A 12,554-nucleotide genomic window follows, 5' to 3' on the forward strand; every position below is an offset into this window, starting at 1 on the left:
TTATGTCAACAAACCGGCTTTCAGTGCAGAAATCGTCGAGGAAAGCGCCCTCGTGCATTCAGCGATAAACCGGCGCCGAAAACCGCAACAGCGCGCGGACCAAGGATTGATCGCGTCGCCGGGCTAACCTCGGAGCCGTTTTCTTCTGAGCGGTTGGCGCGCCATCGCGGCGAGCGGGCCGTCATGCGGTGGCGTTGTCCATCCTGCGACTCAGGCGTGTGACCGGTGAATCACCATGCCGAATTCATTGACCGGTTCGAAGGCGTCGCGGTCCCAGGCCCCGGGGTGGGGAACAGGACAGTTCACCACGGTATTTCGAGTGGAGTGATCGATGGTGTGTTCGCGCATGACCTCGCCGCAGATCGGGCACGCCTGCAAATCGGTCGGGCCCCGCTCTTCCGGACCGCTCGGGGTGTTCGTGTCCTGAATCATGCCCTCACAATACGCCGGATTCGACACAAAGGCACACGACTTTTTCGTATCTTTCGACCATCTCCCGGGACCGAACGGACTAGTCCTCGCCGAAGCCGGATTGCAGCAGGTCCGCGAGGGCGTTGATTGCCGGCGAGGCCGACAGGTCCGTCGAGGCGAGCTGCACGCTGCTCCCCCGGGCCAGCCCGAGCGACATGATGCTCAGCAGGCTGCTCGCGTCCGTTCCGTTCACGGTGATCGGAACAGAAAATGTGCTCGCCAGGTTCACGAATTCTGCGGCCGGGCGGGCGTGAAGGCCATCTTTGTTGATGAGTATCACCGTGCGCGATATCGCCGCCGGAAGGGGGGCATCCACGCCCAAAGCATCGTCCCCGGTTTCATCGTGGCGTGTTGGGAGCATGGTTTTACTCGTCGGCTGGAACGCTGACTGCGCCGCCGCCACCACTGCATCCAGGTCTCCCCCGATTTCGGCGGCCACCGCTGCGGCCACCCCGCCCTCGACGAGCGGAGCATCGACGATCCGTACCCGGTGCTGCTCAGACGCCTCCAGGAAATCCCGGACTGTTTCCGCGGTCAGAATTGCCGAACCAAGGTCACAGAGCACAACCACACCGTCGCCGGTGTCTGCTTCAGTGATAGCGTCGCTGATCTTCTCAAAGCTTGTTCCGATCCCGGCGGAGTCCGTTCCCCCCGCCGCGATGAGGCGCGCGGTCGGGGCCATTTGCCGAGCCAGTTCAACAAGTCCAATCGCGATTTTCTCGCTGTGTGAGACGAAGACGATGCCGACACGGGGTGCTGATCCCACAGCCATCACTCGGTCACCAGCGCCACGTCGGCCCCAGCACGCAGCAGCAGCGCGGTCGACTGCGAGCCCGGGTCGCGGTGCCCGATGGCTCGCTCACCGAGATAGCTCGCCCGTCCCTTGCGCGCGACGAGCGGTTCCGCGGCCTGCGCACCCTGCTCTGCGGCATCCGCTGCGGCGTGCAATACAGCAGCCACACCCGAACCTGCCGCCTGCGCTGACGCCGCCGCGTTCACCGCCGGAGTCCAGGCGTCAATCATGGTTTTGTCGCCCTCCTCGGCTTTGCCGCGCAGCACGATACCGTCGCGGGCCGCCGTCATCAGGGCGACCAGTGCGGCCGCATCCAGCGATTCTGCAGACCCGACAGCACCGGCGGCTTTGAGAAAAGCCGTGCCGTACAGCGGGCCCGCAGCGCCGCCAACGGTGGAGATCAGTGTCGTAGCGACCAGCTTGAGCACGGCGCCGGGCGTTGTCTCGTCGGCCAGGCCCTCGAGCTTGGGCAACACCGCCTGGAAGCCTCGATCCATGTTTTCACCGTGATCACCGTCGCCAATATCCCGGTCGAGAGTATTGAGCGCGGCGCGGTTGGTGGCAAGCACCTCAGCACTGCGCCGAATCCACCGCACGGTCCAGGCCGTGTCCAGTGTGGGCGCCTCGTCGGTGAGGGCTGCGTCGAATTGCTCGTTCGGGGTCATTGAATCTTCTTTCTACCGACCCCACCGTAGCCCCACGGTTTGAACCGGGGCGTCCCACAGGCTGGTGAGTTCATCATCGAGCTTCAAAACGGAAATGGATGCACCTGCCATCTCAAGGCTTGTTGTGTAGTTACCGACCAGGCTGCGGGTGACCGTGATCCCCCGTTCTTTCAATACTTCAGCAGCCCGGCGGAACACGATATACAGCTCGATCTGCGGTGTACCGCCCATACCGTTGACGAACAAGAGCACCTCATCCCCGCTGACAAACGGCAGGTCTTCGAGAATGGGGCCGAGCAGCCGGTCGACAATGGCATCGGCGGGCTGAAGTTTGATCCGCTCCCGACCCGGTTCGCCGTGAATTCCGATGCCGATCTCGATCTCGTCGTCGGCGAGCACGAAGCTCGGTTCGCCCGCGTGGGGCACGACACACGGGCTCAGCGCGACGCCCATTGTGCGCACGCGTGAGTTCACTTTTTCCGCCACGGCGACGACGCTATCCAGATCGTCGCCGCGCTCGGCAGCGGCTCCGGTGATCTTCTCGACCAGCACCGTTCCGGCCACCCCGCGGCGTCCAGCGGTATAGAGCGAATCTTTCACGGCCACGTCGTCGTTGATGATGACCGTGCGCACGTCGATGCCTTCAGCGGAAGCGAGATCTGCCGCCGTCTCAAAGTTCAACACGTCCCCGGTGTAGTTCTTCACGATATGCAGCACGCCGGCACCCCCATTCACGGCCTGGGTTGCTGCCATGATCGGGTCGGGTGTCGGTGAGGTGAAAACGGGGCCTGGAACCGCGGCATCCAGCATGCCGTACCCGACAAATCCTCCGTGGAGCGGTTCATGCCCGCTGCCACCACCGCTGACGATTCCCACTTTGCCCTGAATAGGTGCGTCGATTCGCGCGATGAAGATCGGATCGTGCGATACCCGCACAATGTCGGCGTGCGCCGACTCAAATCCGGCGACGGCTTCGTTGACGACGTTCTTAGGATCGTTGATGAGCTTTTTCATGACCATCCATTCACTCGGTGACACTCGGCTCGAAACACGGGGAAGACGGCGGGGCCGGGCACCGCCAACACCAGTCAGTTTCCCACGGTCAACATACGCAGTGCCACCGCCCAGAATAAGGGGCAGGAACGAAGTGCACCAGACCATTCCCCTCCGTTGCACCGCGCGCTATGTTATTGCCGTCCGCTCACCGCAGAGGGGTAGCTGCGGCATCCCCGGCCTGACCAGAAAGGTTCTCGTGGAAAATATCGGAGCTGTATTCGTCTCGGAGGTTGTCGGCACTGCCATGCTTGTTCTCCTTGGAACCGGCGTCGTGGCCAACGTTGCTTTGGCCAAGAACAAGGGTCTTGGTGGTGGGTTCCTCATGGTGACCATCGGCTGGGGCTTCGCGGTGTTCGCCGGCGTGGTGGTGGCGTACCGTTCGGGGGCACACCTCAATCCGGCTGTCACCCTCGGCCTCGTCGCCAACGGTGCCAAGGAATTCGGGTTGGGCGTTCCCGTCAACGCGGTATCCGTTCTCGCCTATATCGGCGCGCAGATGGTCGGCGCAATTCTTGGCGCTATCGCCTGCTGGCTCGCGTACAAGCCACACTTCGACGCCGAACCAGACCCGGCCAACAAACTCGGTGTCTTCTCCACCGGACCGGCCATCCGTTCGTACGGCTGGAACCTCGTCACCGAAATCATCGGTACCTTCGTGCTGGTTTTCGTCGTCATCGCTTTCGGTGGTAACCGGCAGGGCGCGAGCGGAGGCCTGGCCTCGCTCGGGGCACTTCCCGTCGCCGTGCTCGTGATCGTCATTGGCACGTCCCTCGGCGGCCCGACCGGGTACGCCATCAACCCGGCTCGTGACCTCGGTCCGCGCATCGCCCATTTCATCCTGCCGATCAAGGGCAAGGGCAGCTCCGACTGGGCCTACTCCTGGGTACCCGTCGTGGGGCCGATCATCGGCGGCCTGCTTGCCGGTTGGACCGCGCTGTCTCTGCTGCCACTGCTCGCCACCTGACTCGAACAAACAGGCCGGTTCCCCGAGCGAACCGGCCTGTTGTCGTGTGAGCACATCTGTACTTCCCGCACACTCACAAGGAGGACACGCACCAATGACTGACTACATTCTCGCCATCGACCAGGGAACGACCAGTTCTCGAGCCATTATTTTCGATAAGGCCGGATCAATCGTGTCAACCGGTCAACTCGAACACGAGCAGATTTTTCCCCAGGCCGGCTGGGTCGAGCACGACCCGAAAGAAATCTGGGACAACACCCGACTAGTGATCGGGCAGGCACTGTCCAAGGCCAACCTCACCCGGCACGATATCAGGGCCATCGGAATCACCAACCAGCGCGAAACTGCCGTGGTGTGGGACAAAATCACCGGTGTTCCCGTCTACAACGCCATTGTTTGGCAGGACACCCGCACTCAACCGATCGTCGACCGCCTCGCCGCTGATGGCGGTGTCGAACGGTTCAAGAAGAAGGTCGGGTTACCCCTGGCCACCTACTTCTCCGGCACGAAAATCGTTTGGATCCTCGAAAATGTGGAGGGAGCCCGGGCTAAAGCCGATGCCGGTGACCTACTTTTTGGCACAACGGACTCCTGGGTGTTGTGGAACCTGACCGGCGGCGTTGACGGCGGCGTGCATGCCACCGACGTCACCAACGCGAGCCGCACCCTGTTCATGGACCTGGAAACGTTGCAGTGGGACGACGAGATACTCGCCATCTTCGACGTGCCCAAATCGATGCTGCCCTCCATCCGCTCCTCCTCTGAGGTCTACGGCACCGCGCACACCTCGAGCCTGCTGCGTGAGGTTCCTGTTGCCGGCATCCTTGGTGACCAGCAGGCAGCGACCTTCGGTCAGGCTGCATTCGACCAGGGCGAAGCCAAGAACACCTATGGCACCGGCAACTTCCTGATTTTCAACACCGGTACCGAGATTGTGCATTCCAAGAACGGTCTGCTGACCACTCTGGGGTACAAGCTCGGCGACGGCGCTCCGCACTACGCCCTGGAAGGGTCTATCGCGGTGACCGGTGCACTGGTTCAGTGGATGCGCGACAACCTCGGCATGATCAGCTCGGCCTCTGAGATTGAGGGCCTGGCCGAAACGGTGGACGACAACGGCGGAGCCTACTTCGTGCCGGCGTTTTCGGGACTGTTCGCCCCGTACTGGCGTTCCGACGCCCGCGGCGCCCTGGTCGGACTCACCCAGTTCGTGAACAAGGGTCACATTGCCCGCGCGGCATTGGAAGCGACGGCTTTTCAGACTCAGGAGGTGATCGACGCGGTCAACGCCGATTCGGGTGTTCCCCTGACCGAGATCAAGGTTGATGGAGGCATGATCGCGAACAACTTGCTCATGCAATTTCAGGCCGATATCCTCGGCGTGCCCGTGGTGCGGCCGGTCGTGGCGGAGACCACAGCTCTGGGCGCCGCCTATGCAGCCGGCCTCGCGGTTGGCTTCTGGAGCGGCCTGGACGAACTTCGCACGAACTGGCAGGAAGACAGCCGGTGGACACCGCAGATGGACGAGGGTGAACGTAGCCGACAACTGCGCAACTGGAAGAAGGCAGTCACCAAGACCTTCGGATGGGTCGACGAGGACGTTCTCTAGCGAGCGACCACGGCGCGGCGACTCCGGCCTCAGACCTGGGTCGCCGCAATCCACGCCGACAGCTTGGCCGTGGCCGCGCTGGAATCAATGGCCTCGGCCGCGACAGCCAACTTGCTCTCAAAACGATCGAGAATGGCCACCTGTACCTGAGAGGCGTCATTGGCCAGGTCGAAGGCGACCAGACCTGCTGCGGCGTTGAGCAACACGATGTCGCGAATCGGTCCCGGGTCGCCAGCGAGTACGGAGTGCACGACACCCGCGTTGTGCCGGGGCGAACCGCCGATCAGGTCACTGATATGCGCCCGCTTGATGCCGAGCTCTCGCGGGTCGATGTCGTGTTCGGTAACCAGGCCGCGTGACACCTCCCAGACGTGACTGTGCCCGGTCGTGGTCAGTTCGTCGAGTCCGTCGTCGCCGCGAAAGACCACGGCCGTCGCACCACGCGTCTGAAATACTCCAACGAACAGCGGAACGCGGTCAAGGTCAGCCACACCGACAGCGGATGCCTCCGGCCTTGCCGGATTGCACAGCGGGCCGAGGTAATTGAACACGGTGGGGATGCCTATCTCCTTCCGGGTGAGCGCTGCATGCCGAAATCCGGGGTGAAAAGCCGCCGCGAAGGCAAAGGTGATCCCGGTCTCCCTGAAGATCTGGGCCACCCGTGTCGCGTCTCGGGACAAGTCGATTCCCAACTCGCCCAGAACGTCGGACGATCCGGAGGCGGAGCTGGCAGCCCGGTTGCCGTGCTTGACGACGGGTACTCCGGCCGCCGCGCACACGATCGATGCCATCGTCGAGATATTGACGGTGCCGAACTTGTCTCCACCGGTCCCCACGATGTCGAGGGCCATGGGATTGACCGGCAACGCAACGGCCTGCTCGAGGATCGCATCCCGGAATCCAACAATCTCGTCAACAGTCTCCCCCTTGGCACGCAAGGCCACCAGAAAAGCGCCCAGTTGGGCCGGAGACGCCTCGCCGAGCATGATCCGTTCCATACTCCAGGCGGCATCCGCCACACTCAGGTTCCGTCCATCCAGGAGGGAATTTAATATGTCGGGCCAAGACTGCGATTCAAGCATGAATCCGATCTTAGGAGAACCGACGCAACTCCCCCGAATTCACGCCGTTCGTGTGCTGAATTAGCCGACTCCAATCGGGTAGAAAGTCTCACTTGCACGCCCGATTGAGAAAAACCTGTGGGAATATCGGCCATAATAGAAGGGTGACCAGCACCTCAATTACTCAGACGGCGAGTGCGCCCGTCGTGAACCGGCCCAACAGCGTGGCTGTAGGCACCATTGTGTGGTTGGGCAGCGAGGTGATGTTCTTCGCGGGTCTCTTCGCAATCTACTTCACGCTCCGTTCAACCTCCCCCGAGCTCTGGCTCTTCGAGGCCGACAAGCATAACTTCACCTTCGCGCTGATCAACACGCTGATCCTGGTGTCGTCCTCGGTGACCTGCCAATTCGGAGTGTTTGCCGCCGAACGGCTGCAGGCGCGCTCGACGGGTTGGAAGCCGAGCGAGTGGGGCATGGTCGAATGGTTCTTCCTCACTTACGCGCTGGGCGCGATCTTCGTCACCGGCCAAGTGTTCGAATACGCCACTCTGGTCTCAGAGGGAATTTCTCTTTCGTCGAACGCTTACGGTTCGGCGTTCTACATCACGACCGGCTTCCACGGGATTCACGTGACTGCCGGCCTGATCGCCTTCCTTCTTGTGATTGGGCGCGGTTTCGCGGTCAAGAACTTCGGCCACAAGGAAGCCACCAGTGCCATTGTGGTCTCCTACTACTGGCACTTCGTCGACGTCGTCTGGATCGGGCTCTTCCTGGTCATCTACGTTCTTAAATAGAAAACAGGAGCGGACAACTTCAGCATGACCACGATCAAAACCCCACGCACACGCCGGGCTCGCAAGACCGGGCGTCGCCATCCTCTTGCCAGTGTCGCCCTGATCGCCATCGGATTGCTCTTCACCGGAGGCGCGTACGTAGCGTTCAGCACGAGCACCGCCGTTGCCACAACCGATGCTTCCTCGCAGCAGACCATCGACCAGGGTGAAAAACTCTTCGCGGCCAACTGCGCCACCTGCCATGGGCTCAGCGCTCAGGGATCGTCAGAAGGTCCCAGCCTGATCGGCGTCGGCTCTGCCTCGGTCGACTTCCAGGTCGGTACCGGTCGTATGCCGCTGCAGATGCAAGGTCCGCAAGCACAGAAGAAGCCGGTGCAGTTCACAGCCGAGCAGACTGCCGCACTGGCCGCTTACGTCGCTTCACTTGCTCCTGGCCCGGCCATTCCCACCGCCGACTTGGTCAAAGCCTCCGGCGATGCTTCGGCGGGTGCCGAATTGTTCCGCATCAACTGCGCCATGTGCCATAACGTCGCCGGTGCCGGTGGCGCGCTGACCGAGGGTAAGTTCGCCCCCGCGATCGAGAACGTGTCGGGCCAGCACATCTACGAGGCCATGCTTACCGGCCCCCAGAACATGCCGGTCTTCAACGACATGAACATGACGCCCGAAGACAAGCGGGACATCATCACCTACCTGAAGTACGTCGAGGACAACCCGTCTCCGGGCGGATTGGCTCTCGGGTCCTTGGGGCCGGTAGCGGAAGGCCTCTTCATCTGGATCTTTGGTCTGGGTGCAATCGTGGCCCTCACCGTGTGGATCACCGCAAAATCAAACTAGGCCGGGTATCCGGTCCTGACGTGACGTTCGGAACCGATCGGACGTCACGGAGCACCACAGTGCAAAGTTTTTACACAGCCCACGAAGGAGAACAATGGCCAAGGACGAAAACGGCGCGGAAGACGTAACCGCCGCCGACTCGCCTGGCGCGCAGCTCGCGACATCCGTCGCAAGCACAGCCGTCGTTACACGGGATGCCTTGGTCAATCCAGGGCTCCCGCCGCACCGCCCGCGTATCACCGACCTTGATCCCGAGGAAGAACGCAAGGCTGAGCGCACCGTCTACACGCTGTTCTACGTGTCTATCGTGGGTAGTGTTTTCGCGATCGCCGCATACATGGCCTTTCCGATCGTTGCAGAAGATCCCGGGTCCGTTCGCCTGAACAATCTTTTCATCGGACTCGGCCTCAGTCTCGCCCTGCTGGCGATCGGTATCGGAGCCGTGCACTGGGGGAAAGCCCTCATGGCTGATCAGGAGGGTGTTGACGAACGCCACCCCGTACGGGGAACCGAACCGGTTCGTGCCCGCGCCGTCGAGATCTTCCAGCAGGCCAATGAGGAGTCGGGCTTCGGTCGCCGTACGCTCATTCGGAACAGCCTGATCGGCGCGCTCGTCGTCTTCCCGTTGCCGGCCGTCGTCTTGTTTCGTGGGCTTGGCCCCATGGACCAGGACCCGGTGGCCCTGCTCCACGAGACCCTGTGGAAAAAGGGCGTCCGTCTCACCATGGACCCGAGCGGAACCCCGATCAAAGCAGCAGACGTCACGCTTGGATCCTCGTTCCACGTCATTCCCGAGGGCTTGTCCGAAATGGGCCACGGTCGTTTGGAAGAGAAGGCGAAAGCCGCTGTTCTCCTTATGCGTATGGACCCAAACGACCTGATCGAGCAGGAAGACCGCAAGTCTTGGTCGTATGATGGAATCGTTGCATACTCTAAGATCTGCACCCACGTTGGCTGCCCGGTCGCACTTTATGAACAGCAAACGCACCACCTGCTTTGCCCGTGCCACCAGTCGCAGTTCGACGTTGAGAACCACTGCAAGGTCATCTTCGGACCGGCCAAACGGGCACTACCCCAGCTCCCGATCGCCGTGGACGCTGAGGGCTACCTGATCGCGCAAAGCGATTTCACTGAACCAGTCGGCCCAAGTTTCTGGGAGCGAGCATGACAACACTAATCACCCGCGATTCTGCTGACGGCCAAGCCGTCGGGGCGAAGAAATCCGGCGGTTTCACCGCCTCCGCTGCCAATTACATTGACGAGCGCACGAGCATTTCAGGTGCGGTCAAGGAGCTTGGCCGCAAGATCTTCCCCGATCACTGGTCTTTCCTCCTGGGCGAAGTGGCGCTGTACAGTTTCGTCATCATTCTGTTGTCCGGATCATTCCTGACGTTCTTCTACCAGGCATCGATGGCCGAAGTCGTTTACGAGGGTTCGTACGCCCCACTCAAGGGCATTCCGATGTCCGCTGCGATGTCGTCCACGATGGATATCTCCTTTGACATTCGTGGTGGCCTGCTCATGCGTCAGGTCCATCACTGGGCAGCGCTGCTCTTCGTTGCGGCCATCGGGTTGCATATGCTGCGCATCTACTTCACGGGTGCGTTCCGCAAACCGCGGGAGCTCAACTGGGTCATCGGTTTCATCCTCTTCATCCTGGCCATGGCCGAAGGCTTCACCGGCTACTCCCTCCCCGACGACCTGCTCTCCGGTAACGGCCTGCGCATCATCGATGGCCTGATCAAGGGCATCCCGGTTGTGGGCACCTGGGTCTCATTCTTGCTCTTCGGTGGAGAATTCCCCGGCACTGACATCGTTGGACGGTTGTACTCGCTGCACATCCTGCTGCTGCCGGCCATTATTGTCGCGCTGATTGCCATGCACCTTTTGTTCGTCGTCGTGCACAAGCACACGCAGTACCCGGCGGCGGGACGCACCAATCAGAACGTGGTCGGTTACCCGGTTCTCCCGGTCTACGCCGCCAAGGCTGGTGGGTTCTTCTTCATCGTCTTCGGTGTCGTCATGCTCATCGCGTCGCTGTTCACGATCAACCCGATCTGGAATTACGGACCGTACGACCCTTCACCGGTGTCTGCCGGCACCCAGCCCGACTGGTATATCGGCTTCGCCGACGGCGCCATGCGTTTGATTCCGAGCGGGTGGGAATTCGTCTGGCTGAACCACACCTACTCGCTCAACATCATGGTGGTGTTGATCGTGGTAGGCCTGTTCATCGTGACCGTTATGGTCTACCCCTTCATTGAAGCGTGGATCACCGGGGACAAGCGCGAACACCACGTACTCGACCGTCCGCGCAATGCGCCAACGCGTACCGCTATTGGAGCGGCCGGTGTCACGTTTTACGCGTCGCTCTGGTCAGCAGCGTCGTCGGACATCATGGCCACCCACTTCCACCTCACTATGGAGGGTGTCATCCACACGCTTCAGGTGACCACGTTGCTCGGCCCGTTCCTCGCCTTCTTCATCACCAAGCGAGTCTGCCTGGCCCTGCAAAAGAAGGACCGGGAAATCGTGCTGCACGGTTATGAATCAGGTCGGATCGTTCGGCTTCCCGGCGGCGAGTTCGTCGAGGTGCACCAGCCCGTCGACGAGTACGAGCGTTGGAAGCTGGCGAGCTACAGCGACTTCAAGCCGCTCATGCTGCGTCCGAATGCTCAGGGCAAGATCGGCCCGGCCGAGAAGGTTCGTGCAGGCCTGTCCCGCTGGTTCTTCGAGGACCGGATCACTCCGGTCACGCAGACCGAACTGAGTCGGGCCCACGGCGATCACCCGGCGGAGATCACCGAAAAGTAGCAGAACCCAACAGAACGGGCATCGATGTCACTCCAGTCATTATCGGAGTGGCTTCGGTGCCCGAACTGTTTTCTCCCCCTCCACCCCGGCGGTGCCCTGTTGCTGGAGTGTGAGCGCGGGCATTGCTTCGACGTGAACAAGCGGGGCTTCGTCAACCTGACCACCGGACCGCACAAGTTCATCGGCGACAGTGCGGCCATGCTCGGTGCCCGGGATCGTTTTCTCGGTGCCGGATGGTATCAACCCCTCCAAGATTCCATCCGCGAGATCGTCGCTGGCGAGGCGGCCCGGCGCATACTCGATGTGGGCTGCGGCACGGGCTACTACCTGCGGGCAGCGCTGCCCCCAGGAGACGACGTGCGGGCGCTGGGAATGGACCTCTCCCCCACAGCCGTTGGCCGCACCATGCGCTCCCACGATCGCGTTGACGGGCTGGTAGCGGATGTCTGGTCGCCGCTTCCCGTCCGTGATGGCGCCGCCGACTTTATCCTCAACGTCTTTGCACCCCGCAACGCCTCCGAATTCTACCGAGTGCTCCGAACAGATGGCCTGCTATTGGTCGTTGTTCCTCAGCCGACGCACCTCCGCCAGCTGCGCGAATCCGGTCTGGCCGTGGAAATGCAGGCAGACAAGGCGACCCATCTCACCAGGACTCTTGCTACCTGGTTCAGCCTCGAAGTACATGACCAGGTCGAGCGAACTGTGCAGTTGACGCCCGCAGAAGTGGCGTCGCTCATCGGCATGGGCCCGTCTGCGCACCACTCCGGTTCCGCTGGATCGAGCCAGGCGCACGGTGATCCGGACGTCACGGTCGCCTTCGACATCTTCGGTTTCCGGCGCCGCTGACACCCGCGGCGCTCGACTGTCAGGGCCATGAAAACTGCCCAGTCATGGCCAACAGATCTGCCCACCTGGGTTTACCGTTTATAAATGGGCCTCCTCCTGAGCTGGCTTGATGCGTCTAGATACCGCAATCAAACCCCAGGGAGGGGTCCCCGCCGGTTAACCGGTCGGGCTCAGCAAAAGGAAGCGAGCAGATCTCATGGCCACCAACGGGCAGTTCTAGGGGTCAGCTCTCGATACGGAATCAATAACACGCTAAGGGTTTCCGCCCTGCCAAATGGTCCCCGTCTCACGAAACGGAATAAATACCACGGTAAGAGTCCGACATTCCCGATCACATCAAAGAGATCCATTGTCTCGGCGCAGGGTTGACACCCAGAGGGCGTGTGCGCGATGCTCGAAGTCACGTTCAGGTGCTCCCATTTCGCTGGCAAGCGAAACCTGAGTCAACGAAGTTGAAGGCCCACTCATTTCCTACGGAATTGGTCGTCGGCCGCATGATCGCGGCAGTTACGTAGATAGCCCACTTTCTGAAGTTCGTTTTGCACGCGGTGTCAGCGACGGTTAGAAATTGAGCCAGAATCGACGGTAAAAACTGAGCCACCCGAGCACGATTGATGGGTGATTACGGTGGAAGAGTGGGCTTT

At 61.4% G+C, this 12,554-nt stretch carries 12 protein-coding genes; 7 read left to right on the forward strand and 5 right to left on the reverse strand.

Features of this window, described 5'->3' with window-relative positions; all coding sequences use genetic code 11:
* Positions 1-210 precede the first annotated feature (210 nt).
* The 4 genes from E3N85_RS03550 to dhaK all read right to left on the reverse strand — a co-directional run bounded on the left by E3N85_RS03550 (position 211) and on the right by dhaK (position 2,943).
* A complete protein-coding gene (locus tag E3N85_RS03550) occupies positions 211-432 on the reverse strand; it encodes a hypothetical protein (protein ID WP_134459386.1) in 222 nt (73 codons plus the stop codon).
* 79 nt (positions 433-511) lie between these two features.
* On the reverse strand, positions 512-1,243 hold the full coding sequence (dhaM, locus tag E3N85_RS03555; protein ID WP_134459466.1) for a dihydroxyacetone kinase phosphoryl donor subunit DhaM: 732 nt from the start codon (positions 1,241-1,243) through the stop codon (positions 512-514).
* The gene (dhaL, locus tag E3N85_RS03560; RefSeq protein ID WP_134459388.1) at positions 1,243-1,929 is read right to left on the reverse strand and encodes a dihydroxyacetone kinase subunit DhaL; all 687 of its coding nucleotides are present in this window, start codon (positions 1,927-1,929) and stop codon (positions 1,243-1,245) included. Before dhaL ends, dhaM begins: the two co-directional genes overlap by 1 nt.
* Before the next feature lie 12 nt (positions 1,930-1,941).
* Positions 1,942-2,943, reverse strand: a complete 1,002-nt coding sequence (gene dhaK / locus E3N85_RS03565; RefSeq protein WP_134459390.1) for a dihydroxyacetone kinase subunit DhaK — start codon at positions 2,941-2,943, stop codon at positions 1,942-1,944.
* Positions 2,944-3,181: 238 nt separating this feature from the next.
* On the opposite strand from dhaK, the gene E3N85_RS03570 reads away from it, so the two are divergent.
* Positions 3,182-3,949, forward strand: coding sequence for an MIP/aquaporin family protein (locus E3N85_RS03570; protein WP_134459392.1), 768 nt, complete (start codon positions 3,182-3,184; stop codon positions 3,947-3,949).
* Positions 3,950-4,043: 94 nt separating this feature from the next.
* Positions 4,044-5,558: a glycerol kinase GlpK gene (gene glpK, locus E3N85_RS03575; RefSeq protein ID WP_134459394.1), complete on the forward strand. Its 1,515-nt coding sequence runs from the start codon at positions 4,044-4,046 to the stop codon at positions 5,556-5,558.
* Between the two features lie 29 nt (positions 5,559-5,587).
* On the opposite strand, the gene trpD is transcribed toward glpK, so the two are convergent.
* Positions 5,588-6,640, reverse strand: a complete 1,053-nt coding sequence (trpD, locus tag E3N85_RS03580) for an anthranilate phosphoribosyltransferase (RefSeq protein WP_134459396.1) — start codon at positions 6,638-6,640, stop codon at positions 5,588-5,590.
* A 143-nt stretch (positions 6,641-6,783) separates the two neighbouring features.
* Between trpD and E3N85_RS03585 the strand changes: the two genes are divergently transcribed.
* The 5 genes from E3N85_RS03585 to E3N85_RS03605 all read left to right on the forward strand — a co-directional run bounded on the left by E3N85_RS03585 (position 6,784) and on the right by E3N85_RS03605 (position 11,910).
* Positions 6,784-7,413: a heme-copper oxidase subunit III gene (locus tag E3N85_RS03585; RefSeq protein ID WP_241978278.1), complete on the forward strand. Its 630-nt coding sequence runs from the start codon at positions 6,784-6,786 to the stop codon at positions 7,411-7,413.
* 24 nt (positions 7,414-7,437) lie between these two features.
* Positions 7,438-8,250 carry a c-type cytochrome gene (locus tag E3N85_RS03590; protein WP_134459398.1) on the forward strand — a complete coding sequence of 271 codons (813 nt, stop codon included), beginning with the start codon at positions 7,438-7,440 and terminating at the stop codon, positions 8,248-8,250.
* A 94-nt stretch (positions 8,251-8,344) separates the two neighbouring features.
* Positions 8,345-9,418 (forward strand): ubiquinol-cytochrome c reductase iron-sulfur subunit, encoded by a 1,074-nt coding sequence (locus E3N85_RS03595; RefSeq protein WP_134459400.1) that lies wholly within the window; start codon positions 8,345-8,347, stop codon positions 9,416-9,418.
* Positions 9,415-11,064: a ubiquinol-cytochrome c reductase cytochrome b subunit gene (locus E3N85_RS03600; RefSeq protein WP_134459402.1), complete on the forward strand. Its 1,650-nt coding sequence runs from the start codon at positions 9,415-9,417 to the stop codon at positions 11,062-11,064. The genes E3N85_RS03595 and E3N85_RS03600 overlap by 4 nt, the downstream gene beginning before the upstream one ends.
* 24 nt (positions 11,065-11,088) lie before the next feature.
* Complete coding sequence (locus E3N85_RS03605) at positions 11,089-11,910, forward strand: methyltransferase domain-containing protein (protein ID WP_134459404.1); 822 nt, start codon at positions 11,089-11,091, stop codon at positions 11,908-11,910.
* The last annotated feature ends 644 nt before the right edge of the window (positions 11,911-12,554 follow it).

Source organism: Cryobacterium sp. Hz9, from assembly GCF_004402825.1.
In the GTDB taxonomy this organism is placed as follows: Bacteria; Actinomycetota; Actinomycetes; order Actinomycetales; family Microbacteriaceae; genus Cryobacterium; species Cryobacterium gelidum.

Excerpts from the sequence above, each read along its gene's own strand:
- trpD (WP_134459396.1), bottom strand. The coding sequence starts at position 6,640 with ATGCTTGAATCGCAGTCTTGGCCCGACATATTAAATTCCCTCCTGGAT.
- E3N85_RS03605 (WP_134459404.1), top strand. The coding sequence starts at position 11,089 with ATGTCACTCCAGTCATTATCGGAGTGGCTTCGGTGCCCGAACTGTTTT.
- dhaL (WP_134459388.1), bottom strand. The coding sequence starts at position 1,929 with ATGACCCCGAACGAGCAATTCGACGCAGCCCTCACCGACGAGGCGCCC.
- dhaM (WP_134459466.1), bottom strand. The coding sequence starts at position 1,243 with ATGGCTGTGGGATCAGCACCCCGTGTCGGCATCGTCTTCGTCTCACAC.
- E3N85_RS03550 (WP_134459386.1), bottom strand. The coding sequence starts at position 432 with ATGATTCAGGACACGAACACCCCGAGCGGTCCGGAAGAGCGGGGCCCG.
- E3N85_RS03590 (WP_134459398.1), top strand. The coding sequence starts at position 7,438 with ATGACCACGATCAAAACCCCACGCACACGCCGGGCTCGCAAGACCGGG.
- E3N85_RS03600 (WP_134459402.1), top strand. The coding sequence starts at position 9,415 with ATGACAACACTAATCACCCGCGATTCTGCTGACGGCCAAGCCGTCGGG.
- dhaK (WP_134459390.1), bottom strand. The coding sequence starts at position 2,943 with ATGAAAAAGCTCATCAACGATCCTAAGAACGTCGTCAACGAAGCCGTC.
- glpK (WP_134459394.1), top strand. The coding sequence starts at position 4,044 with ATGACTGACTACATTCTCGCCATCGACCAGGGAACGACCAGTTCTCGA.
- E3N85_RS03595 (WP_134459400.1), top strand. The coding sequence starts at position 8,345 with ATGGCCAAGGACGAAAACGGCGCGGAAGACGTAACCGCCGCCGACTCG.